This is a genomic window from Cryobacterium psychrotolerans (assembly GCF_900101115.1).
Classification (GTDB): Bacteria; Actinomycetota; Actinomycetes; order Actinomycetales; family Microbacteriaceae; genus Cryobacterium; species Cryobacterium psychrotolerans.
Map to the genome: position 1 here is coordinate 43,063 of NZ_FNFU01000007.1, position 23,771 is coordinate 66,833.

Genomic DNA, 23,771 nt, shown 5'->3' on the forward strand with positions numbered 1-23,771 from the left:
CACCTCGTCGAGCCGGGCACAACGTTGTGCCAGAATCCAACCTAGACGACGGATGCCCGGCTCGCGGTGGCCGGATTCACCGAATTTCTGCCCCGGGTTGTGCTGGCACACAATCACGGGAAGACTGTGCCGGTGAGATCCAGCGCAGAGTGGGCCCCCGTCGTCTCCCTGATCGACCAGATCGCCGCCGACGAGCACCTGCTGCGCGGCGTCGTGGCTTCGGTGCGCACCCTGGTGCGCGAGTCCGCCGCCCTGACGACGGCCGACATCGTCGGCCACACCCGAGCGCTCATTTTCGCAGCGACGCGGGCCCTCGCCGACCGGCGCGGGCCCAGCGAAACCGAATTGTCGTTCGTCGAGGACTTCGCCGCCACCCGGGCCCGCCAGGGGGTGCCGCTCGAATCGGTGCTCGGGGCGGTGCACGTGTCGGAGCGCACCATCTGGGCCCGCGCGCGGGAACTGGCCGGGCCGTCCGGGGTCAGCGCGGAGCTCTTGTTCGACGTCAGGGAGCTCTACGACGACTGGGCCGAGACGGTGCGGGCGCGGCTGATCGTGGCGCACCGCGCCGCGTCGGCCGGGCCGTCGCCCTCCGCCCAGGACCTGGACGCGTCGATGCTGCGTCGGCTGTTCGAGGGCGGCGGCGTCGCGGCGCTGGCGGCGAGCGAGGCCGGGCTGCCGGTCGACCGGGGGCTGTGGGTGGTGGTCGGCCACGCCGAGGACGCCGCGGAATGGCAACGTGAGCTGGCGGTTTCCGGGCCGGGCGCTTCCGGTCGGGTCGTTTCCGCCCGGGTCGACGGGTGGTTCTGGGCCGTCACCAGCGGAGAGCCGAGCGGCGGCTTCGCGGGCCGGGCCGACAGGCTCGGACCCGCGGGCGGATACGCGGGACCCACCGACCCCGAGGGGCTGGCGGCAGCGCGACGCCTGGCGTCCGCCGCGCTTGGCGCCGCCCAGTCGATGGGGCGCCCGGGCCTCGTGCACGTCGCCGAGGTGGCCACACAGGCCGCCATGAGCGACCGGCACGACATCGCCGCGATGCTCGCCAACCACTACGCCCCCGCGTGGCGGGAGCTCGGCACCAGCGCGGAACCCGTCGCCCGGGCGGTCGTCGCCTGGCTCGACGCCGGCCAAGACGTCACGACGGCGGCCGCACACCTGTTCGTGCACCCCAACACGGTGCGCAATCGCCTGGCGCGATTCGCGGAGGCCACCGGAATCGACCCCGCGTCGGCGTTCGGCGCCCCCGACGCGTGGTGGCTGTGCACGACGTGGCTGGCGCTCTGACCCGACACGCGGATGCCGGCACCCCGGACACGATCTACACCGGGACGTCGACGACCGCGGCCGGGTCGGCGGGCTACTTCTTCTTTCCGCCCTGGGAGCGACGCTCGGCGCGATTCACCGGGGTGGCCGGCTGGCCGAAGGCTCCGCGCTGGGCGGGTTCTTCCGGGGCGTCCGGCGCCTCGTCGGTTACCGCGGCCTTGCGGGCGCGGTCCGTTGCCGCCTGCTGGATCTGGCCGCGCTGGTTGCGCACCTCGACTCCGCCCGAATCGCTCGGGGCGGTGTAGCTGAGCTTTTCCTCGCCGGTGGAGCTGGGCGTCAGGCCCTTGGCTTCGACGATGGGGCCGGCGACGGAGCCCGGAGCCTGGCTGACTTCGACTTCGAGGTTGAACAGGAAGCCGACGGTTTCCTCGCGGATCTGGCCCATCATCTGCTGGAACATGGCGAAGCCCTCGCGCTGGTATTCCACCAGCGGGTCGCGCTGCGCCATGGCGCGCAGGCCGATGCCGTCCTTGAGGTAGTCCATCTCGTAGAGGTGGTCGCGCCAGCGACGGTCGATGACCGAGAGCACGACGCGGCGTTCGAGCTCACGCATGGCCGGGGCGCCGAGGGATTCCTCGCGGCGCTGGTAGGCGAGCTTCGCGTCCGAGATGATTTCGCGGCGCATGAACTCGCGGTTGATCTTGCCCTTGTTGCCGGCCTCGGCGACGACCTCGTCGATCGTCAGGCCGACCGGGTAGAGCGTCTTCAGCTCGGTCCACAGGGCATCGAAGTCCCAGTCGTCGCCGTTGCCCTCGCCGGTGTGCACCTCGAGCACCTCGTCGATGACATCTTCGAGGAACTTCTGGGTGCGCTCGTGCAGGTCGTCGCCCTCGAGGATGTGGCGGCGGTCGCTGTAGATCGCCTCGCGCTGGCGGTTCAGCACGTCGTCGTACTTGAGCACGTTCTTGCGGATCTCGGCGTTGCGTCCTTCGACCTGCGCCTGGGCGCTGCGGATGGCGCGGCTGACGATCTTCGACTCGATGGCCATGTCGTCCGGCACACCCTGTCGGCCCATCAGGCTCTCCGCGGCGCCGGCGTTGAACAGGCGCATCAGGTCGTCGGTGAGCGAGAGGTAGAACCGGCTTTCGCCCGGGTCGCCCTGGCGGCCGCTGCGACCGCGCAGCTGGTTGTCGATCCGGCGCGATTCGTGGCGTTCGGTGCCGAGCACGTAGAGGCCGCCGACGGCGATGACCTTCTCGGCTTCTTCGGTCACGTTCGCCTTGACGTTCTCGAACACGTCATCCCACGCGGCTTCGTACTCGTCGGGGGTTTCCACCGGGCTGAGGCCCTTGGCGTTCATCTCGGCTACGGCGAGGAATTCGGCGTTGCCGCCGAGCATCACGTCGGTGCCTCGGCCGGCCATGTTGGTGGCGACGGTGACCGAGCCGAGCCGGCCGGCCTGCGCGACGATCGCGGCCTCACGGGCGTGGTTCTTCGCGTTGAGCACCTCGTGGCGCACGCCCTTCCTGGCGAGCAGGCGGGAGAGGTACTCGCTCTTCTCGACGCTCGTCGTACCGACCAGGACCGGCTGGCCCTTCTCGTGGCGTTCGAGGATGTCTTCGACGACCTGGCTGAACTTGGCCTCTTCGTTCTTGTAGACGAGGTCGGCCTGGTCGATCCGCGTCATCGGCTTGTTGGTCGGGATGAGCACGACACCGAGCTTGTACGTGCTCATGAACTCGGCGGCCTCGGTCTCGGCCGTACCGGTCATCCCGGACAGCTTCGAGTAGAGGCGGAAGTAGTTCTGCAGGGTGACGGTCGCGAGGGTCTGGTTCTCGGCCTTGACCGCGACGCCCTCCTTGGCCTCGATCGCCTGGTGGATGCCCTCGTTGTACCGGCGTCCCATCAGGATGCGCCCGGTGTGCTCGTCGACGATGAGCACTTCGCCGTTCATGACGACGTAGTCCTTGTCCTTCTTGAACAGGGCGTTCGCCTTGATCGAATTGTTCAGGAAGGAGATGAGCGGGGTGTTCGCCGACTCGTACAGGTTGTCGATGCCGAGGTAGTCCTCGACCTTTTCGATCCCGGGTTCGAGCACGCCGACCGTGCGCTTCTTCTCGTCCACCTCGAAGTCGACGTTCGGGACGAGTCGCTTGGCGAGGCTGGCGAACTCGTTGAACCACCGGTTGGCCTCGCCGGAGGCGGGGCCGGAGATGATCAGCGGGGTGCGGGCCTCGTCGATGAGGATCGAGTCGACCTCGTCGACGATCGCGTAGTAGTGGCCGCGCTGGACCATGTCGGAGGCCTGCCAGGCCATGTTGTCGCGCAGGTAGTCGAAGCCGAACTCGTTGTTCGTGCCGTAGGTGATGTCCGCCTGGTACTGGTCGCGGCGCTGCTCGGGCGTCTGGCCGGAGAGGATGCAGCCGGTGGTCATCCCGAGCGCTCGGAAGACGCGTCCCATGAGCTCGCTCTGGTAGCTGGCGAGGTAGTCGTTCACGGTGATGACGTGGACGCCGCGGCTGGTGATCGCGTTGAGGTACGCGGCCGTCGTCGCGACGAGGGTCTTGCCCTCACCGGTCTTCATCTCCGCGATGTTGCCGAGGTGCAGGGCCGCCCCGCCCATCAGCTGCACGTCGAAGTGGCGCATACCCAGGGTGCGGGTGGATGCCTCGCGCACCGCGGCGAACGCCTCGGGCAGCAGGTCGTCCAGCGATTCGCCGTTCGAGTACCGCTCGCGCAGCTGCACGGTCTCGTTCTTCAGCTCCTCGTCGGTGAGGTGTCGGAAGTCTTCTTCCAGCGCGTTGATCGCCTTCGCATAGTTCTCGAGGCGGCGCAGAACGCGCCCCTCGCCTACACGAAGAACCTTTTCCAGAATTGAGGCCACGAATGCACTCCACTAGTCGTCACGGCGCGCGGACGCGCCTGTCGTCCGGTCGGACGCACGTAGCGCCGACCCAGCCGGCAACTATAGCAATGCTAGTTGGTCACAGGCTGGGTCGGCTGGCAGCGGCCTACGCCTCGCGCAATTCTTCCGCTTTGTCGTCAAGTTCGATGACGCCGTAGTCCCAGCCCTTGCGCCGGTAGACGACGCTCGGACGCTTGGTTTCCGCGTCCTGGAAGAGGTAGAAGTCGTGGCCGACGAGCTCCATGAAGTAGAGGGCGTCGTCCACGGTCATCGGCGCCGCGGCGAAGACCTTGCGCCTGATCACGACCGGGCAGTACTCCTCTTCGGCCGGCTCGGCCGGGTGTTCCTCGGTGACGATCGGGATCCCTCCCGTGCGCACGCGTTCGAGCGTTTCCACATCCGCCGGGGTGATGTCGACGACGCTGAAGCCCCCGGCGGTGGCCTCCTGCAGCGAGGTGGGGCGGTGGGCGCCGCCGCGGTGCACCTTTTTACGGTCCTTCGCCCGGCGGACGCGCTCCAGGAGCCGGCCGAGGGCGACGTCGAACGCCGCGTACTTGTCGGAGCCGTCGGCCTCGGCACGCACGATGGGCCCCTTGCCGATCAGGGTCAGTTCGACTCGGTCCTTGCCGGCGGCACCGGTGCGCTCGTTCTTCTCGCGATGGCGGCTCACCCTGATCTCGAGGGCGAGGGCCTTGTCGGCGAGGGCCGCGATCTTCTCGGACTTGTCGAGGGCGTATTGCCGGAACCGATCTGTGATGCCCAGGTTACGTCCAACGATATTAGTTTCCATGACGACCTCCAGATCCGGCGGACCGCCCTGATTCTGGGCGATCGTTGCGCGCCGTTAACAACACCGTAGCCCGGTGTGCGGGATAAGTCACCCGTTTCACCTGCCAGTTCCCGGGGAGTGTCCAGCGGCCGGGAAAAGCCGCCGCGTTTCCGCGAGGGTGGCCAGTCCGAGCACCTCGCCGCCCGCCTCGAGCACGGCGCGCCGGGCCTCCAGGATCGTCGCGCCGGTGGTCAGGATGTCGTCGACGACGACGCAGCGGAAGCCCCCCAGCGGCCTCCGCGCGAGCAACGAGCCGTGCCTGTTCCGGGCGCGGGCCTCGCGTCCGAGACCGACCTGGTCCGTGGTGCCGCCGACCTGCCGGAGCACGGGCGTCCCGGCGAGGCCGGCCCTGGCCAGCAGCAGTTCGACGGGATGGAAGCCCCGGGCTCGCCAGGCCTTCCGGGACGCCGGGATGGTCACCAGGTGCACGCCGCGGTCGTCCGGAACACGGCCGCCCGCGGCGGATGCCGCGAGCGCGGCTGCGACGGCCAGCCGGAGGGGCACCGCGAGCGTGGCCGCCGCGTCGGTGCGGCCGCCGTCCTTGAATGCGCCCAGGACTCGCCTGGCCACCCCGGAGTAGTCCAGGCCCGACCAGACCGGCACGTCGTCCCGGCTGCACGGGTGCACCGCGGGGCGGAGCGCCATGCGGCATTCCTCGCAGAGCGACCGGTCGGGCGCTCCGCAGCCGCTGCACTCGGTGGGGAGCACCACGCCCCAGGCGTCGAGTCCGGCGCGGCGGACGGCGTCGAGGTGGCTCATGCGGCCATCCTGCGCTCGGCCGGCCCCCCGGCCACAGGCGAAGCCCCGGTCGGTGCGGTCCCTTCGCCAGATCGTGCTGTTCAGGATTGGCCGCAGCGCGCGCATCCCCGGCGTCGTCCGGTTGAGTTGCGGACAACGAACCTTCCTCGTGAAGCTGAGGGTGCTTTGTCCGCATCTCAGCCTGGACGAGCGCGTGCCAGGAGGGAGGCATCTCGGGAGGGAGGCCCTAGCCGGCAATACCCTGCTGCGTGGCGATGAGCACGACCTCGTCGATGCGCTCCTGCCAGCCGACCCCCCGCTGCACCTGGAGGGCTCCCCCCGCCGACAGGGCGCGCAGCTCCCGCACGGTGTTGCTTCCGGCGATGGAGACGCTGCCGGGCGCCGACTCGAGCACAGTGGTCCCGCCGCCGATCTGCTGGGCGACGATGCGTTCCTCCCCGCTGGGCAACCGGATGAGCGACCCCACGGTCAGCTCGTCGATCCAGGTCGCGTCGAGCGGGAGGCCCGCGCCCGAAGACAGCACGACGGGCTCGCCGAGGCCGACCGGAACCGCGTTGTTGTCGCGCTTGATCGCCGCGACGACGAAAAGGGAGTCTGTCCCCGATCGCAACAGGGCCAGCAGCCGGGTACCGTCGCGGGACACGTCCAGCGACACGATCGACGAGGCCTCCTGCCAGGGCGCCGGAACGGCGATCGCCTTGCCGGCGAGGGTGTACACGAACAGTTCGCCGGGCCGCGCCGACGGCACCGACCAGACGTAGCCGTCGGAGTCGATGGAGGGAGCGATCAGGCCCGAGCGGGGATCGAGTCGCACCGGGTCGTCGCCGACCCGGACGCCGTACACGCCGGCATCCGTCAGCACGGCGGCCATGGCCTGGCCGGGAGAGAGCGTGACGGCCCTCGGCTTCAGGGCGGCGACCGGCTCCGAGATACCGGCAATCGGCGTGAGGGCTGCCCCGCTGGCCGCCAGGAATCCGAACTTCCCGTCCCGCAGCAGCAGGGCCCGGGCGTCGACGCGTGGATTCGCGATCGGGGCGTTCGAGCCCATCTCGCCGATGTCCTGTGAGTTCTGGTTGATGGTGATCGTTGCGGTCAGACCGGGTGGGAGGCTGCGGGAAAGCTGCGCCTCCATGCGTTGCAGGGAGACCCGATCGGCGTTCAGGGCCTCGCTGTTGAGGTCGACCTTGGCGTCCCGGGCCACCACCCGCACCGCGTCCGCGGTGAGTTTCGTTCCCTCGGGAAACGCCGTCGCAACCGCACCGGAGAGCCAGGGGCTGGGACCGGCGAGCACTCCCTTGACGATCTTCGTGGGGGCCGAAGCCCCGCGCGGGAACCACCTCAGGTCCGGCACCAGGTATCGGAAGCTCGGATCGAAGAAGTACAGCGCCTGCGCACTGAACACCTCGCGGAACGTGTTGCGGTCGATCACCGTGCCGTCGGGCGCCTCGCTGATCCGCCACTGCCCGCCGACCCGTGCGAATTCGTAGCGCAGGGGCACCGGGGAGGAGGAATCAACGGTGCTGTACTGGCCCCTGGCATCGACCTCGGCGACCGGCGTGACCGAGAACTGCATCGTGGTCTCGTCGACGACCGTCGTGCTGCGCCCGGACCCGTCGTCGACCGTGACGCCCGCGTCGGGCTCCCAGGTGCTGCTGTAGTCCGGGGTCAGGAACTCCCGGGCGATGGCGTAGTTGCCCTCCGGGCTTGACGCCGCCTCGATGAAGCCACGCAGGATGGCATCCGTGCTGCCGTCCTTGAGCGGCTTGGACGGCAGGAACACGGGCGCCGGGTTGTCGTCCGGCAGGGCGGACTGACCGGCCTCCACTGCCCCGTCTCGCGGGATTCCCGAGCAGCCCGTGAGCAGGACGGCGGCGGCCGCGAGCACCGCCAGGGCGCCGGAGCCGATCCGGTGGCGGCATCTCCGGTTACGCATAGTGGCCCTCCGTTGTGCCGGGGGCGAAGCCGGCGACGACGGGGTGGGCATCCGCGGGCGGCAGTGGCAGCGGCGAACTCACGAGTTCTCCGTTCGTGCCCCGCGGCAGCGTCAGCCGGAAGCAGGACCCCTGGCCCGGCGCGGACCAGACCTGCAGCAGACCGCGGTGCGCGGTCGCATCCTCGAGCGAGATCGCCAGCCCCAGGCCGGTCCCGCCGATCGTGCGCCGGCGCGACGGGTCGGCCCGCCAGAACCGGTCGAACACATGCGCGACCTCCGCCTCCGTCATCCCCAGGCCGTAGTCCCGCACCGACAGGGCGACCGCACCGGCGTTGCTGTCGACCGACACGACGACGGGTTTCCCCTCGCCATGCTCGATCGCGTTGCCGATCAGGTTGTTCAGGATGCGACGGATCCGGCGCGGGTCGACGTCGGCGTCGAGGTGGCCGCCCGGCGCGACGAGCCGGAGGTCGGTGCCCTTGGACTCGCCGAGGGAGCGCATCCCCTCGATCGTGTCCTGAACGAGGTGCACGAGGTTCGTCGGCTCCGACTCGAGTTGGACGGATCCGGCGTCGTACCGGCTGATCTCCAGCAGGTCGCTGAGCAGGAGCTCGAACCGCTCGACCTGGGTGTGCAGCAGCTCCGCGGTGCGCTCGGTCGCCGGAGGGAAGCTCGCACGCTGGTCGTACAGCACGTCGCCGGCCAGCCTGATCGTCGTCAGCGGGGTGCGGAGCTCATGCGACACGTCGGAGACGAACCGCTGCTGCATCTCCGAGAGGTCGGCGAGCTCCTTGATCTGGCTCTGCAGGCTGTCCGCCATTCCGTTGAACGACCGGGCCAGGGTGGCGATGACATCCTCGCCCTTCTCCGGGATCCGAACGGCGAGGTCGCCGGAGGCCAGCTTCTGGCTCGTTTCCGCGGCGACCCGGAGCGGGGTGACGACGAAACGCACGACGATCCAGGTGACGGCGCCGATCAACAGCATCAGCGCAATTCCCGCCACGCCGAGGGTCTGCTGCACGAACAGCAGGGTGGCCTCCGCGTCCTGGAAGCTGTAGCCGATGTAGAGCTCGTACTGGCCGGCGACGGGCACGGTGAGCTGGGAGCCGACGACGACGCCGGGGAACTGCATGCCCTCATCCGTCGAGAGCGTCACGGACTGCCAGAACTGTTCGCCGGAGTTGCCTCGCACCGCCCCGCGCAGGTCGCTGGAGATGACACCGGTCGAGGCACCGAAGGTCGAGAAGTCCTGCGGAGCCACCGTCGACGCCTCCTGCCCCGGCACGCGGAACACGGCAATCAGGCGGCTCGACGAGGCTGCGGTCACCTGCGTGCGCGCGGAGCCGAGCAGGGTCTGCACCTGCACCCGGTCGGCGGCGTCGGAGGAATTCAGGATGCCCTGGGCCGCGGTGGTCGCCCGGTTCGACTCGAGCAGCACCTGGTTCAGCCTGGACTGGAACAGGTCATTGCCGATACTGACGGACATGTACACGCCGACCAGGGCGATGGCCACGCCGGAGAGCAGCACCGTGATGCCCACCGTGCGGAATTGCAGGGATGAGCGCCACGTGGAGACGATCTGGCGGGGCCAGGACCGCCAGGACCGCCAGCCGAAGCCGGTCACGCCCGACCGAGCAGCCACGAGGGACCTACCCCGCCGCGCCGGCCCGGTAGCCCACGCCGCGCACCGTCATCACGATGCGAGGGTTGTCCGGGTCGTCTTCCACCTTGGCGCGCAGTCGCTGCACGTGCACGTTGACGAGACGCGTGTCGGCCTTGTAGTGGTAGCCCCACACCTGCTCCAGGAGCATCTCCCGGGTGAACACCTGCTGCGGTTTCGACGCGAGCGCGAGGAGCAGGTCGAATTCGAGCGGGGTGAGGTTGATCCGTTGTTCGCCGCGCCTGACCTCGTGGCCGGCCGCATCCACGACGAGGTCGCCGATCTGCAGGCTGCCCGAGGCGCCCGCCGGGGTCGGGCGGAGGCGCGTCTTGATCCGGGCCACCAGCTCTTTCGGATTGAAGGGCTTGACCATGTAGTCGTCGGCGCCCGACTCGAGGCCCTTGACGACGTCGGTCGTGTCGGACTTGGCGGTCAGCATGATGATGGGAGTGCCGGATTCGGCGCGGATGAGACGGCACACCTCGATTCCGTCGAGACCCGGCAGCATCAGGTCAAGCAGAACAAGGTCGGGCTTGCCGTCATGGAACGCGTCGAGCGCCAGGGCGCCGTCGGCACAGAACGAGGGCTCGAAACCCTCGCCGTGCAGCACGATGCCAATCATCTCGGCCAGCGCAATGTCGTCATCGACGACCAAAATGCGTGCGTTCATACGTCCGTTCCGCTCAGCTCGCCCGTGGATTCCAGGCCGAGTCGTACAATCTCTGGCACAAGAGTAGCGGAGGGTGCCGCAAGTAGCCTGATCCTCGTGATTTCGGCGGCCGGGTATGCCAGCATGATGGGGTGACGGACCCCCAGAACTGGCTCCCCCCGACGAACGCCGACCGTCCGGCGCCGCCCTTCGGTGCGTACGGCCCGCCCCAGCCCGGCGGCGGACCGCCGTCCGGCTGGACTCCCCCGCCGAAGCCCGGTCTCATCCCGCTGCGTCCGCTCGGCTTCGGCACACTGCTCTGGGCGCCGTTCCAGGTGCTGCGCCGGAACCCTCGCGCCACCTTCGGCAGCGCCCTGATCGTGCAGGCCGTCATCACCCTGGTCACCCTGGTGGTCGTCGGCGTCGTCACGTTCCTCGCCCTCGGCCGGATTGAGAGCGCGTCCCTGGCCGAGCGCGATGCGGTCGAGGCGGGCTCTGCCGTGGCGATCGTGCTGTCGGCCATCGTGCCCATCGCGCTGTCGGTGATCGCATCCGCCCTGCTGCAGGGCATCATCGTGGTCGAGGTGGCCAGGGGGACGCTCGGTGAGAAACTCCGCCTCGGCCGGCTCTGGCGGGCGGCCGGCGGCCGCCTGTGGCCGCTCGTTCTCTGGGCCGTCCTGCTCAGCACCGCGGCGCTCCTGGCCGGGGGCGTCATGGTCGCCGGCGTTGCGCTCCTCGTCACGCTGGGCGGGGCGTGGGTGGCGCTGGGGGTGGCCCTCGGCGTCGTGGGCGGCCTGGCCCTGCTGGCGCTGGGCACCTGGCTGTTCACGAAGACCTCGCTCGTGCCGAGCCTGATCGTGCTCGAACGGCTCGGAATCCGGGCGGCGGCGCGCAGGTCCTGGTCGTTGACCGACGGCTATTTCTGGCGCACCCTCGGGGTGCAGTTCCTGGTCGCCACGATGGTCAACGTCGTCGCCCAGATCGTGACCACCCCCCTGGGCATCCTGTTCGGAGTCGCCGTTTCCCTGGTCGATCCGAACGACGCGTTCGAGGCCTGGATTCCGTCCATCGTCTTGTACGTGCTGATCATTTTCACCGCGCTGGTGCTCGGCGCCGTGACCGCGGTCATCCAATCCGCCACAACCGCCCTGATCTACATCGACCTGCGGATGCGCAAGGAGGGCCTGGACCTGGACCTTCAGCGCTTCGTCGAATCGGCCGGGGCGGATGACCCGTACCTCGTGGCACCCGGCCGGGACACGGGCGCCCCCCGGGCATGATCGATCCCGACGCGCCGGAAGCCCGGCAGTGGCTGCGCGAAGAGCTGGCGAAGGGCGCCTACCAGGCCGCCAGGCCGACCTGGTTCGACCGGCTGTCGAAGGCCGTCCTCGACTGGTTCGGCTCGCTCACCGCCCCCTCCGACAGCCTGTTGGCACCCTGGGTTCCGCTCGTCCTGACGGTGCTGCTCGGGGCGGCCCTGGTGGCCGCGTACCTCATTTTCGGCCCGCCGCGGCGGGCTCGGCGCAGCACCACCGCCGCGGAACTGTTCGGCGCGGACGACCGGCGCAGCTCCGAAGACCTCCGCCGTGCGGCCGCCGCCGCGGCCGCCGGCGGGGACTGGACCCTCGCGGCCCAGGAAACGTTCCGGGCCCTGGCCCGGGGGCTCATCGAGCGCTCCGTGCTGCTGGTGACGCCCGGCACGACCGCGCACGCCTTCGCCGACCGCGCGGCAGGAGCCTTCCCGGAGCACGCCGCGGGCCTGGCCGAGGCCGCCCGGCGCTTCGACCGCCTGCGCTATCTCGGCGACCAGGGAACGGAGCCCGACTACCTGCAGGTCCGGGCCCTGGAACTGGCCCTGCGCGCCGCGCGCCCGCGCCGCCTGGACGTTCTGTTCGAGTCGGCAGCGCCGTGACGGCCACGCTGCGGGAGCGGCCGGACGGCACGAACGCGCCCGCGCTGACCCCGACCCTCGGGGTTTCGGCTCGGCGGTGGCTGTTCTGGATCCTGGCCGGGGCCGGCGCCATCCTCGTCTCGGTCGCTGCCGCGCTGCTGGCCGGCGGCAGCACGGCCGGCGGGACACCGCTCGCCGCCGACAACGCGGGCGAGGCGGGCGGCCGCGCCCTGGTCGAGGTGCTGCGCGACCGGGGCGTGAGCGTGACCCTGGCCGACACCCTCGGCCAGGCCCGCCGCGCGACCCGGTCGGCGGCCGACCCGACCGTGTTCTTCTCGGATGCCGCGGGCTACCTGGACGCCGCCGGGCTCGCGGAGATGGCGGCGCTCGCGCCGCGTACCGTCCTGACCGATCCGCACTTCGCCGCCCTGCAGGCGCTGGCGCCAGGCGTCGGGTTCGGCGGCGTCTCCGGGGCGGACTCCCTCCCGGCCGAATGCGACCTGACGGCCGCGGTGAAGGCGGGCGAACTCTCCCCCGGCGGCACCACCCTCACGCTCATCGGGCAGGACGGGCCGGGCCGGGCGACGCTCACCGGCTGCTTCCCCAGCGACGGGGACCGGTATTCGCTGATCGAGCGCACTGTGGGCGACCATGCGCTCACCCTGCTCGCCGACGGCTCGAAGCTGAGCAATGGATCGATCGGCACCTTCGGCAACGCGGCGCTCGCGCTGAACCTGCTCGGCCAGGGCGACACGGTCGTCTGGTACCTGCCCACGCTCGCCGACGTCGCCGAAACCGGACCGCCCTCGCTCGGCGAGCTGACCCCGGGCTGGGTCACGCCGACACTCGTCCTCGGTGCGCTCACCGCCCTGGCCGCCTTCGTCTGGCGTGGCCGCCGGTTCGGCCCCCTGGTCGCCGAGAACCTGCCCGTGACGGTTCGGGCCAGGGAAACCATGGAGGGCAGGGCGCGGCTGTACGCGCGCGGTGACGCCCGCCTGCACGCCATCGACGCCCTGCGAATGGGCGCGCTCCAGCGACTGGCCACCCGCCTCGGCCTGCCCCGGACCGCCGGGGCCGACGAGATCGTGCTCGCCGTCGCGGCGATCACCGGCCGGCCGACGGACCAGGTCGGAACGGTCCTGATCGGGGCGATTCCGGCCAGCGACCGCGAGCTCGTCAGGCTGTCCGACCAGATCGAAGATCTCGAACGCCGGGCGATCCGCCAGGCCACGCCCCCGTCACACGGAAGAATGAGCCCATGACGACTCCCGCCCCGGCCATCGACACGCTGCGCCAGTCCCTCGCCCAGGTGCGAACCGAAGTCGGCAAGGCCGTCGTCGGCCAGGACGGCGCCGTGACCGGACTGATCATCGCGTTGCTCGCCCGGGGCCACGTGCTGCTCGAGGGGGTGCCCGGCGTCGCCAAGACGCTGCTCGTGCGCGCGCTGAGTCATGCCCTGAGCCTGGACACGAAGCGCGTGCAGTTCACACCCGACCTGATGCCCGGCGACGTCACCGGGTCACTCGTATACGACACCGCCGAGGGGGAGTTCGAGTTCCGCCGGGGCCCGGTGTTCACGAACATCCTGCTCGCCGACGAGATCAACCGCACCCCGCCGAAGACCCAGTCGGCCCTGCTCGAGGCGATGGAGGAGCGACAGGTCAGCGTCGACGGCGTCTCCCTGCCGCTCCCGGAGCCGTTCATCGTGGCCGCGACGATGAACCCGATCGAATACGAGGGCACGTACACGCTGCCGGAGGCGCAGCTGGACCGCTTCCTGCTCAAACTCGTGCTCGATATCCCCGAACGAGACGCCGAATTCGAGGTGCTGCGCCGGCACGCCACCGGCTTCAACCCGCGCGACCTGGCCGGGGCCGGGGTCACCGCCGTGCTCGGGTCGGACGGGCTGGCCGCGGCGCAGGCGTCCGTGGCCTCCGTCGGTTCCAGCCCGGATGTCCTCGCCTACATCGTGGACCTGGCCCGTGCGACGCGGAGCAGCCCGTCCGTGCGGCTGGGCGTGAGCCCGCGCGGGACGACGGCCCTCCTCGCCTCCGCGAAGGCGTGGGCCTGGCTGGGCGGGTACGACTCGATCACCCCGGACCACGTGCAGGCGATGGTGCTGCCCGTCTGGCGGCACCGGATCCAGCTGCGGCCGGAGGCCGAGCTCGAGGGCGTCTCCGTCGACGCCATCCTGCGCGGAATCGTGCAGCAGATCCAGGTACCGATCTAACCCGTCGATGGCCCTCACCGGACGGTTCGTCGCACTCGTCGCCCTCGGCGCCGTGCCGATCGTGCTGTTCGGCCGGACCGCGCCGGAGGCCCTCGGCGTGCTCGGGTGGTGGCTCGGGGTGGTGCTCGCGCTCGGCCTGCTCGACCTGACCCTGGCGGCCTCCCCCCGGAGCGTCTCGCTCGAGCGAGGCCTCCCCGGCCGGGTGCGGCTGGGCGAATCGGCGACCAGCCGCCTCGCCCTGACCAACACCGGCCGGCGCACGCTGCACGGCGTCGTGCGGGATGCCTGGCAGCCGTCCGCGGGAGCCGGCAACAACCGCACTCCGGTCACCATCCCGCCCGGGGAGCGCCGCCTGGTCTCCCTCACGCTGACGCCGTTCCGCCGCGGCGAGCGCCGGGCCCTGCACGTGACCGTGCGGTCGTTCGGGCCGCTCGGCCTGTGGGCGCGTCAGGCGACCCTGGACGCGCCGGGGCGCATCCGGGTGCTGCCGCCGTTCGCCTCCGCCAAGCACCTGCCGTCCCGGCTGACCCGGTTGAAGGAACTCGACGGGCGGACCAGCCTGCTCGTGCGCGGGCAGGGCACGGAATTCGATTCCCTGCGCGAGTACGTCCGCGGCGACGACGTGCGATCCATCGACTGGCGTGCGACGGCCCGCCGGAACGATGTGATGGTGCGCACCTGGCGGCCGGAGCGTGACCGCCGGGTGGTCATCGTCATCGACACCGGGCGCACATCGGCGGCGCGCGTCGACACCGAGCCGCGCCTCGACACCGCCTTCGAGGCCGCACTGCTGCTGGCCGCGCTGGCCTCGCGGGCCGGCGACCGCGTCGACGTGCTCGCGTGGGACCGGCGCGTTCGGGGCCGGGTGCACGGGGCCCAGGGCGCGGAGCTGCTCTCCCGGATGGTCGACGCCATGGCGCTGATCGAGCCGGAGCTGATCGAGGTGGACTGGGCGGCGGTGCCCGGGCAGGTTCGTGCGCTGACCAGCCAGCGTGCCCTCGTCGTGCTGCTCACCTCGATCGATGCGGCCGGGGCGACGTCGGGCCTGCTGTCGGTGCTGCCCGAGCTGACCCGGCGGCACACCGTGCTGGTCGCCTCCGTCACCGACCCGGCCGTGGCCGAAGCCGTGGGGGAACGCGGCAACCGCGAAGCGGTGTACCGCGCTGCGGCGGCCGAGCGGGCGCTCCTGGACATCGGACGCGTCTCCGCGGCGATCCGCCAGCTGGGCGCCGACGTCGTCACGGGCTCCCCCGCGGCGCTGCCTCCCGCCCTGGCCGACCGCTACATCGCCCTCAAGGCGGCCGGCCGGCTCTAGCCCGCGGTATTGCGGGCCTGTTCCGCCCGGCGCGTTCGGACCCGGCCTACCCGCGGATGAGCTCGAGGACCTCGTCGCGCACCCGGGCCATCACGGCGGGGGTCGCCGCCTCGACGTTCAGGCGCAGCAGCGGCTCGGTGTTCGACGGGCGGACGCTGAACCACCAGAACGGTTCATCCGTGCTGGTCATGCCGGTGACGGTGAGCCCGTCGAACTCGTCGAAATCGGCCTTGCCGGTGTAGGCCTTGACGATGCGCGAGTACGCGGCCGGCACGTCCTCGACGGTCGAGTTGATTTCGCCGGACAACGCATACGGCGTGAAACGGGCCGACAGCTCCGACAACGGGCGGTCCTGGTGCCCGTACTCGGCGAGCACGTGCATCGCGGCGAGCATGCCGTTGTCGGCGCCCCAGAAGTCCCGGAAGTAGTAGTGGGCGGAGTGCTCTCCGCCGAAGATCGCCCCGGTCTCACGCATTTCGTCCTTGATCAGCGAGTGGCCGACCCGCGTGCGCACCGGGATGGCACCGGCCGCCGCGATCGTCTCCTCGACGATGCGGGAGGTGATCAGGTTGTGGATGACGAAGATCTCCCCGTCCGGCTGGGCTGCGCGGACGCGGGTGATCTCGCGCAGGGCCACAATCGCGGCGACGGCGGAGGGGTTGACCGCCTGGCCGGTCTCGTCGACGACGAAGCAGCGGTCGGCGTCGCCGTCGAATGCGAGGCCGAGGTCGGCCCCGTGCAGGACGACGGCCTTCTGCAGGTCGACGATGTTCGCCGGGTCGAGGGGGTTGGCCTCGTGGTTGGGGAACGTGCCGTCGAGCTCGAAGAAGAGGGGAATGATCTCGATCGGTAGTTTCGCCAGGCCGACGGCCTCGCCGAGCACGGCCGGGACGGTCAGCCCGCCCATCCCGTTGCCGGCGTCGACCACGATCTTGATCGGCCGGATGCCGGTCAGGTCGACGAGCCGGCGCAGGTACGCCGCGTAGTCGGCGAGCACGTCGAGGTCGCGGCTGCCGCCGGGCACGGCCACCTCCGGGATGCCCTCGGCCAGGTAGACCGCCGCCCGGTCGCGGATGGCGCCGAGCCCGGTGTCCATGCTGATGCCCTGCGCGCCGGCACGGGAGAACTTGATGCCGTTGTACTCGGCCGGGTTGTGGCTGGCGGTGAACATGGCTGCGGGTGCATTCAGGCTGCCGGAGGCGAAGTAGCTTTCATCGGTGGAGCAGAGGCCGATCGAGACGACCGTGGCTCCGCGGGCCCGGGCGCCGCGGGCGAAGGCGGCCGCGAACCCAGGGGAGGAATCGCGCATATCGTGCCCGACGACGACCTCGGTCCCGGCCGCGCCGACCTCGTCGACGAACCCGGCCGCCAGGGCGGCGACGATGTCGGCGGTCAGCGTGCTGCCGACCAGGCCGCGAACGTCATACGCCTTGACGATGGTGTTGAGGTGGGCAATGGCATCGTCGTTCAGGGCGGAACTCATGCCCCAAAATCTACCTCACCCCGCCGCGTCCCCCATCACGCGGTGGCGCACGACCTGCCAGCCCTTTGGCGCGGAGGTGCGGGCGGCGTGCCGCTCGCAGAGGTCATAGGCGTGCGGTTCGTGCGCGGCCGAGAGGGGACCGAGCACGGCCATGGAGTCGGCGTAGACGAAGGTCAACGTGGCCACGGCCGGATCGCCGCAGGTGATTCGGGAACACGGCCGGTTTGACATAGTGCTTCAGGCTACCGCCGGCGGAGCCGGAAGTAGGATGGCAACATGCCCCGATCACGCCGTTCCGCAGAACCGGCACCGGCGCCCACCGCTCGCGGGCGCGGCCGGGACCGGCACGGACGCGGAATCCGCAGCTCCGCGACCGGGCCGTACCTGCCCCCGCTGCGCACGCGCATCGACCTGTTCGATATGACCATCGCCTCCTCCGTGGACTACCTGCGCGGCGTCTGGCCCGAGTTGGCCGACGTGGTCTTCGAGGTCGCCGCCGGTCCGCGCTCCGTCATCCCGGGGGTCGGCGTCGAGCGCTGGTGGGTGAACGCCGCGGAGCGCCGCATCGTCTTCTACCGCCTGCCGATCCAGCGACTGACCCGGCTGCACCGCAATGACGAATTCCACCAGCGGATGGTGATCGAGAGTTGCGTGTTCCGCGCCATCGCCGAGCTTCTCGGCAAGGACCCCTGGGACCTCGCGCCCGACCGGTTCCGCCACCTCTGACCCGGATGCTGCGGCGCCGGCGACTCAGCGCGGGTAGACCCGGATCGGTGTCGCCAGCGGCCCGGAGGGGTTGAGCGGGAAACCGGACAGCATCCCGGCTCCCGCATAGCTCACCGAGGCCACCAGCGATGTGCCTCCGGAGACCACGTAGCGCTCACCGCCGGCCAGCCGCCGGGCCGCCGTAGCGCCGGGGCCGACCATGAGGGTGGTTGATTTGCCGGTGTCGTCCGTGAGCGTCGCCTCGGCCTCGCCCTGGCCGGTGTTCACCAGGTGCAGGGTGGGTGCCGGGCCGCGCGCGACGCTGACCATGAAGTCGCCGGGGAACGGGGCCGAGGCCGCGAACCAGGCGAAGTCTTTGCCGTCGGCGCCGTCCGCCGAGGCGCGCGCGGCGATCACGACGGGCCGGTCGGAAACGAGTCGTACGGCGTAGTTGCCGGCGGCCAGGCCCGGCAGCGGGATCTCGGCGACGATGCCCGGCTGCACGTCGACCTTGATCGGGGCGCCCGGCCCGTCGGAGCCGATGACGACGACCTCCACCTGCGCCGACTCCTCGCCGGGCGCGAGAATGCGCACGGAGGGGATCTCGTCGGACACGTGGTCGGCGTCGGTCTCCGCGGCCGGCGGCGCTTGCGTCGTGACGACCAGCCCGGAGATGACCTGGGTGAGGGACGGGGCGGCCGACGGTGCGATCAGTTCGACGCCGGACGGCTCGATTCCCTGGATGAGACTCTGCTCGAGGGATGCGACGACCTGCCCGCCATGTGCCTCGACGTGCACGACGGGCGACTGGAGGTTCGGGGCAAGGCCGGCCAGCGAGACGATCCGTTGCGCGCCGGGCTGCACCAGGATTCCGTTTGCGCCGGGCGCATCCACGATGCCGGTCTCGCCGATGACGGTCAGGTCCACGCTCGCGACCACGGTGGTCGGGTTGCTCAGCAGCACGAGGCTGGTGCGCCCGACGTCGGTCGATCCGCCCACGAGCCACGCGTCGGCGCCGGCCTCGCCGCAGGCGGCGGCCGCAAACCCGCCGACGGATTCGCCCCGGGCGGTCTGCGACTGGCTTCCGGCCACGAGCGAGGGCACCGTGGCGCCCTCGGGCGCGGGAACGCGCAGGAGCAAGGGGCCGCCGTCGCGTTCGCTGCGCGGGTTGTCGGCGGCGGCGAGCTCGGTGACATCGTCGATGTCCGTGGGCGCATTCGCCCCGTAGGTGCTCCCGTAGACGGCGGACGCCCGGCCGACGGATGTCGCCGCCTGCGCCTGGCCCGAGTCCTCGGCGAGGGTCAGCAGCGGGCCGGGGCACACCCTCAGCTGCTCGGCCGGGATGGGCGCGACCAGGGCGGAGGGCGGGGTGCGGGTCGCGGTCGGCCAGGGGATGATCGCCGCTGCACCCGCGGCGCTGACGGCCAGGGTGAGGCCGAGGAGGCCGGCGGCGATTCGGGAGCCCGTTTGGACTGCGCGATTACCGGTCACGGTCGTCCTCCTGCTGCTGGGTCGGGGCGTCGGCCGGCGTGGGTGTGACGGCCGGATCTGGAGTTTCGGCCGGCGTGGGTGTTACGGCCGGCGTGGGGGCGCCGCCCCGAGCCCTTTGGGCGCCCGGTTTTGCCCCGCGGACGGATCTGCCGGCGCGCGCAGCCCTCGGCGCCCGCTCCGGCCTGGCCCTGGCCCTGGCGAGGCGCTTCTGCTTGGTTTTCTCCCTCGCCGTGCGCCGGATCGCGTCGCGGTTGGCCTGGCGGACGGCCTCGGGTCCCGCTCCGGTGGGGATGGACAGCAGCACGGTCGCTCCGATGACCACCGCCGCGACGAGGAAGGCGATCAGGCCCAGCGCTCCCCCGGCGTTCGCCGGAATCGCCACGTCGCCCAGGGCATCCGCCGGGGCGTCGTGCCGCCACAGGCGGCCGAAGGTCGTGTCGCCCACCGGCGCCAGGGCTGCGTTGCCGTCGAGCGCCGTCGTCGTTCGAGTGAGCGTCTCCGCGGCCACCGGGGTGACCGGGGCGACGCGCGCCGTGCCGATCGGAGTGACCGCGGCCGGGCGCAGCAGCACGAAGCGGATCCCGAATTCGTTCAGGCCCGCCGAAGCGTCCAGGCCGCTGCGGGAGACGAGGTTGCCGGCCAGCGCGGCCAGTTCGCGCTCGTGCGCGTCCAGGCTCCGGTCGGTGCTCGACAGTGTGGATTGCTTGTCGAGGGTGACGCCGGCACCGCGAACCACCGTGGCCCGGATGCCGCCGTCGGGCTGCGGGGTGATCTGCAGCGTGCCCTGACGCGCGTTCGTCTGCGCCTCTGCGGTGACGATTGCGGGCTGGGTGCGGTCGCCGCCCGCGGAAACGACGGACGAGCCGAGGTAGAGCGACCCCACCAGCGGTGCGACCACGATGAGCAGGGCGATGCCTGCCGTCACCGCCGGCGCGATGGCGTACATCCGCAGGCCGCGAAGGGCGCAGAGGACGGCTCCGGCAAGACCCAGCCAATAGAGGCTGAGCCCGGGCCCTGCCCACACGCCCACCGGCTGCGCCCCGAGCGAAGCGAAGAAGAGCTGGCCGGCCCAGATGGCGGTCGCCAGCCCGAGGACGGCGGTGAGCACGGAGAAGCCGGCCGCCCTGGCCCCGTGCAGGAACAGCGAGACCGCGGCCAGGACGGCCAGCGGCGCGAGCAGGATCGGCACGAGCAGCTCGGCGTCGACGCCGGGGATCCCGAGGGTGTCGAGGAGGGGGGTCCAGCCGCCGAATTCGCCGGAGGGGAAGCCCAGGACCAGCTGCCATCCGGATACCGGGTGGCTCGGGAGCGGGACCCCGGGGTCGGCGAGCAGCGACAGCCAGGCGCCGCGGAGCCCCTGGTCCCAGATCAGGGGCGCGGCCAGGGCGAGGGCGGGGAGCGGGATGCCGATGAAGCGCGTGACGCTGCGTCCGCTCACCGCGACCGACACGATCCAGCCGATCAGCAGTGCCGGAGCGAGGGAGGGAGCGCAGGCGACGACGGCCGCGAAGAGGAGGGCGGCCGACGCCGAGGCCGACCATGAGCGGGCCGCGGCGTAACCGGCGAAGAAGAGCCACGGCAGGAGCAGGTGCACGAGGATGGCGGCGGGGCGTCCGGCCGCCAGTGCGGTCAGGAAGGGGGGTGACAAAACCCAGAGTGCGGCCGTGACCGCGCGCAGCGATCCGCGTTCGGTCAGGCGCGATGCGGCCATCCAGGCGCCGAAGGCGGCGAGCGGAAGCGCGAGGAAGTACAGGGCGACGAGGGCGAAGGACGGCGCCCAGAAGAAGATCGACCCGAGCATGGCGAGGACGGCGGCGAACGGGTCGGCGGCGCCGACGAACCCGAGGCCGATGTCGCGCCATCCGTAGCCTGTGGCGCCCCAGAGGTCGGCAGGGGTGTTCGACAGGGGCAGGAGGCCGCCGCCGGTGAGCGTGCGCGCGCCCAGCACCGGAGCGAGGGCCGTGATGCCCACCACCGCCGCCGCGAGCACCGTCCAGCCGCCGCCCGACGCCAGGAAGCGGATCTCCGGCCGGTCGCCGCGCACGCCGGTCAGGCTGGCCTCGCGTCGGAGCGCCCGGCGGCGGCGCACCTCGACGGTGGGCACGCGCAGGCCGGCGATCGAGGCCCAGCCGAGCTTGCGTGTCGCGGCGAACCGGCGGCGGGCGCGCAGCACGCGCATCCCGTGGACTGCCGCACCGAACGCGGCCGAGAACTCGCCCAGGATCGCGCCCGGCTCCTTCCGCAGCAGCTGGAAGATGGAGCGCAGGAAGGCGAGGGGAACGAGCGACAGCCAGTGGAACGGCAGGGCCCAGGCCGGTGCGTAGACCAGGCGGCGGTGCAGCCCGGCGGCACGCTCCATCCGCAGGCGTTTGCGGCGGGGGCGCCCCCGCGAGGATCCGTCCGGGCCGGCGACGCCGTCACCGGCGGAGGCGACGCGGGCCGCGGCGACGACGGAGACGCGGTAGCCGGCCATCCGCACCCGCACGCAGAAGTCGAGGGAGTCGTCGATGGCGGGGAGGGCCGGGTCGAAGCCGCCGAGCTCGTTCCACACGGTGTGCCGCACGAGCATCCCGCCGGCGCCGACGGCGAGCACATCGCTCATGCCGTCGCGCTGTCCCTGGTCGAGTTCGCTCTCGACCAGGGTCACGGTGGCGCCGAAGGACGTCATCGACTCGCCGAAATCGTGGATGTAGTCTCCGGCGTCCCATTCCATGACCTTCGGTCCGGCTACGGCAACGGATGGCGCGATCTCCAGCCCGCCGAGGAGCGCCTCCAGGGCGCCCGGCGCCGGGGCGCTGTCCTGGGCGAGCAGCCAGAGCATTTCGTGGCTGGACTCCGGCGGGGCCGTGACCTTCACACCGGCGGCGATCGCCTGCCCGAACGTGAGGTCGTGTTCGGCGGAGATGAAGTGGGTGGGGCCGAATGCGGCCAGAAGCGACGCCGTGGCATCCGTCGACCCGCAGTCGACCGTGACCACGACGTCGGGCCGGCGGGTCTGCGAGGCGAGGGCCTCGAGAGTTCGCTCAAGGTGATTCGCGCCGTTACGGGCGACAAGGATGGCGGTGACTCGCGGTTGCATATCGGGAACAGCCTAGGTCGGGGAGCGCCCCGCGCCCCGGAGCGTGGGGGGCGCGCCCTAAATCCGACCGGCCGCCGCGACCTCAGTCGCGCTGCGTTCAGGCGCGCTTGCGCAGTTTGCGGCGCTCGCGCTCCGACAGTCCGCCCCAAATCCCGAATCGCTCGTCGTTGGCGAGCGCGTACTGCAGGCACTGCGTGCGAACCTCGCAGGATCCGCAGATCTTCTTCGCATCGCGGGTCGAGCCGCCCTTCTCAGGGAAGAACGCCTCCGGATCGGTCTGGGCGCAGAGCGAATCCGTCTGCCACGCCAGGGGATTGTCATCTCCCGTTTCCTTGCGCACTCCGGGCACTCCCAAGCGGACTGGATCGACAAACCAATCCTCAGGAACCCCGGCACGATACCCAGATATTGACATATCGTCTCCCACCCCTTGTGCGACGCGCATTCATTGCGTGTCTTGAACTAATTACATCGGTGTAGTTCCCCCCACGTCAAGTCGCAAAGAGTAAACCCTCGATATTGGCTCTAGGGTTTCGACTCGCCCAAGGATCGGAAACATGTCACCCGTTCGGGGCGGCGACGGCCCGGTGGGATTCCCAGGCGCTCCGCACCATGTCGTCCAGGCTGTGGCGCATGCTCCAGGAGAGGTCCCGCGCCGCGAGTTCGCCGGACGCGACGATGCGATCGGGGTCTCCCGGACGACGCGGCTCATGCGCCGGCGCGAAGTCGATTCCGGTGACGGCGGCCACCGTCGCCATGATTTCCCCGACCGAGACGCCCTCCCCGCTGCCGAGGTTGTACACGGGCTCGATCGGCTCACCGGCATCCAGACGACCGGCCGCGGCAACGTGGGAGACCGCCAGGTCGGACACGTGGATGTAGTCGCGCACGCAGGTTCCGTCCGGCGTCGCATAGTCGTCGCCGAAGATCCGCGGGGTGCGTCCGGCGGCGAGCGCCTCGAAGACGAGGGGGAAGAGATTGTGCGGGCTGGTGTCGCGCAAGTCGGTCGCGCCGGAACCGACAACGTTGAAGTAGCGCAGGGACGTGTGGCGGAGGCCGGTCGCCACCGCCTGGTCGCGCAGCAGCCATTCGCCGACGAGCTTGGACTCCCCGTAGGGCGATTCGGGGTTCTTGGGAGTGTCCTCGGTGACGAGGTCGGTGCGCGGGGTGCCGTAGACGGCGGCGCTGGAGGAGAAGACGATCCGGTCGACCCCGGCCTCCTGCATGGCGGCCAGCAGGGTCACCGTTGCGGTGACGTTCTGCTCGTAGGTGTGCAGGGGGCGCTGCACGGACACACCGGCGTACTTGTAGCCGGCGACGTGCACGACGCCGCTCAGGTCGTGTTCGGCGAAGGTGCGGCGCAGGAGCTCGACGTCCAGGATGCTGCCGCGAACGAACGGCACGCCCTCCGGGACGAACTCGGCATGGCCGCTGGAGAGGTCGTCGATCACGACGACCTCGATGCCCTCGGCGAGGAACGCGCGAACAACATGGGCGCCGATGTAACCGGCTCCCCCGGTGACTAACCAAGCCATGTGCGCCCCTCACTGCTCCGGCGGCAACCGCGTGCTGCCACCGGGGA

The 23,771-nt window shown here is 71.0% G+C and carries 19 protein-coding genes; 7 read left to right on the forward strand and 12 right to left on the reverse strand.

The window, feature by feature from the left end:
• The first annotated feature begins 132 nt into the window (after nt 1–132).
• Entirely contained in the window at nt 133–1,281 is a 1,149-nt protein-coding gene (locus BLQ39_RS07860; RefSeq protein ID WP_092323218.1) for a PucR family transcriptional regulator, read from the forward strand.
• Between the two features lie 73 nt (nt 1,282–1,354).
• Here BLQ39_RS07860 and secA read toward each other — a convergent pair whose 3' ends face one another.
• From secA to mtrA, 6 genes are all read right to left on the reverse strand, one after another.
• Nucleotides 1,355–4,144: a preprotein translocase subunit SecA gene (secA, locus tag BLQ39_RS07865; RefSeq protein WP_092323069.1), complete on the reverse strand. Its 2,790-nt coding sequence runs from the start codon at nt 4,142–4,144 to the stop codon at nt 1,355–1,357.
• A gap of 127 nt (nt 4,145–4,271) precedes the next feature.
• On the reverse strand, nt 4,272–4,955 hold the full coding sequence (gene hpf / locus BLQ39_RS07870; protein WP_092323070.1) for a ribosome hibernation-promoting factor, HPF/YfiA family: 684 nt from the start codon (nt 4,953–4,955) through the stop codon (nt 4,272–4,274).
• A 96-nt stretch (nt 4,956–5,051) separates the two neighbouring features.
• Entirely contained in the window at nt 5,052–5,753 is a 702-nt protein-coding gene (locus BLQ39_RS07875) for a ComF family protein (protein WP_092323072.1), read from the reverse strand.
• A gap of 226 nt (nt 5,754–5,979) precedes the next feature.
• Complete coding sequence (locus BLQ39_RS07880; RefSeq protein WP_166784464.1) at nt 5,980–7,686, reverse strand: LpqB family beta-propeller domain-containing protein; 1,707 nt, start codon at nt 7,684–7,686, stop codon at nt 5,980–5,982.
• Entirely contained in the window at nt 7,679–9,328 is a 1,650-nt protein-coding gene (gene mtrB, locus BLQ39_RS07885) for an MtrAB system histidine kinase MtrB (protein WP_241982910.1), read from the reverse strand. Before mtrB ends, BLQ39_RS07880 begins: the two co-directional genes overlap by 8 nt.
• Nucleotides 9,329–9,335: 7 nt before the next feature.
• Complete coding sequence (gene mtrA, locus BLQ39_RS07890) at nt 9,336–10,016, reverse strand: MtrAB system response regulator MtrA (protein WP_092323075.1); 681 nt, start codon at nt 10,014–10,016, stop codon at nt 9,336–9,338.
• 131 nt (nt 10,017–10,147) lie between these two features.
• Here mtrA and BLQ39_RS07895 point away from each other — a divergent pair, with 131 nt between their 5' ends.
• The 5 genes from BLQ39_RS07895 to BLQ39_RS07915 are packed head-to-tail and all read left to right on the forward strand — an operon-like array spanning nt 10,148 to nt 15,431.
• Nucleotides 10,148–11,275, forward strand: coding sequence for a hypothetical protein (locus BLQ39_RS07895; protein WP_092323076.1), 1,128 nt, complete (start codon nt 10,148–10,150; stop codon nt 11,273–11,275).
• Complete coding sequence (locus tag BLQ39_RS07900; protein ID WP_092323078.1) at nt 11,272–11,907, forward strand: DUF4129 domain-containing protein; 636 nt, start codon at nt 11,272–11,274, stop codon at nt 11,905–11,907. The genes BLQ39_RS07895 and BLQ39_RS07900 overlap by 4 nt, the downstream gene beginning before the upstream one ends.
• On the forward strand, nt 11,904–13,148 hold the full coding sequence (locus tag BLQ39_RS07905; RefSeq protein WP_092323079.1) for a DUF4350 domain-containing protein: 1,245 nt from the start codon (nt 11,904–11,906) through the stop codon (nt 13,146–13,148). Before BLQ39_RS07900 ends, BLQ39_RS07905 begins: the two co-directional genes overlap by 4 nt.
• Nucleotides 13,145–14,116 carry an AAA family ATPase gene (locus BLQ39_RS07910; protein WP_092323081.1) on the forward strand — a complete coding sequence of 324 codons (972 nt, stop codon included), beginning with the start codon at nt 13,145–13,147 and terminating at the stop codon, nt 14,114–14,116. Before BLQ39_RS07905 ends, BLQ39_RS07910 begins: the two co-directional genes overlap by 4 nt.
• 7 nt (nt 14,117–14,123) lie before the next feature.
• Nucleotides 14,124–15,431: a DUF58 domain-containing protein gene (locus BLQ39_RS07915; RefSeq protein WP_092323082.1), complete on the forward strand. Its 1,308-nt coding sequence runs from the start codon at nt 14,124–14,126 to the stop codon at nt 15,429–15,431.
• A 46-nt stretch (nt 15,432–15,477) separates the two neighbouring features.
• Here BLQ39_RS07915 and BLQ39_RS07920 read toward each other — a convergent pair whose 3' ends face one another.
• Both BLQ39_RS07920 and BLQ39_RS07925 read right to left on the reverse strand, forming a co-directional pair.
• Nucleotides 15,478–16,914 (reverse strand): phosphomannomutase/phosphoglucomutase, encoded by a 1,437-nt coding sequence (locus BLQ39_RS07920; RefSeq protein ID WP_092323084.1) that lies wholly within the window; start codon nt 16,912–16,914, stop codon nt 15,478–15,480.
• 15 nt (nt 16,915–16,929) lie between these two features.
• The gene (locus BLQ39_RS07925) at nt 16,930–17,145 is read right to left on the reverse strand and encodes a DUF3499 family protein (RefSeq protein WP_092323086.1); all 216 of its coding nucleotides are present in this window, start codon (nt 17,143–17,145) and stop codon (nt 16,930–16,932) included.
• A 45-nt stretch (nt 17,146–17,190) separates the two neighbouring features.
• Between BLQ39_RS07925 and BLQ39_RS07930 the strand changes: the two genes are divergently transcribed.
• Complete coding sequence (locus tag BLQ39_RS07930) at nt 17,191–17,640, forward strand: metallopeptidase family protein (protein ID WP_092323087.1); 450 nt, start codon at nt 17,191–17,193, stop codon at nt 17,638–17,640.
• Nucleotides 17,641–17,664: 24 nt separating this feature from the next.
• Here the strand turns inward: BLQ39_RS07930 and BLQ39_RS07935 are convergent, their stop codons facing one another.
• The 4 genes from BLQ39_RS07935 to galE all read right to left on the reverse strand — a co-directional run bounded on the left by BLQ39_RS07935 (nt 17,665) and on the right by galE (nt 23,724).
• Nucleotides 17,665–19,110 (reverse strand): DUF5719 family protein, encoded by a 1,446-nt coding sequence (locus tag BLQ39_RS07935; protein WP_092323089.1) that lies wholly within the window; start codon nt 19,108–19,110, stop codon nt 17,665–17,667.
• Complete coding sequence (locus BLQ39_RS07940; protein ID WP_092323090.1) at nt 19,100–22,189, reverse strand: glycosyltransferase family 2 protein; 3,090 nt, start codon at nt 22,187–22,189, stop codon at nt 19,100–19,102. Before BLQ39_RS07940 ends, BLQ39_RS07935 begins: the two co-directional genes overlap by 11 nt.
• 97 nt (nt 22,190–22,286) lie before the next feature.
• The gene (locus tag BLQ39_RS07945) at nt 22,287–22,604 is read right to left on the reverse strand and encodes a WhiB family transcriptional regulator (RefSeq protein WP_092323092.1); all 318 of its coding nucleotides are present in this window, start codon (nt 22,602–22,604) and stop codon (nt 22,287–22,289) included.
• Between the two features lie 145 nt (nt 22,605–22,749).
• Nucleotides 22,750–23,724 (reverse strand): UDP-glucose 4-epimerase GalE, encoded by a 975-nt coding sequence (gene galE, locus BLQ39_RS07950; protein ID WP_092323093.1) that lies wholly within the window; start codon nt 23,722–23,724, stop codon nt 22,750–22,752.
• Nucleotides 23,725–23,771: the final 47 nt, after the last annotated feature.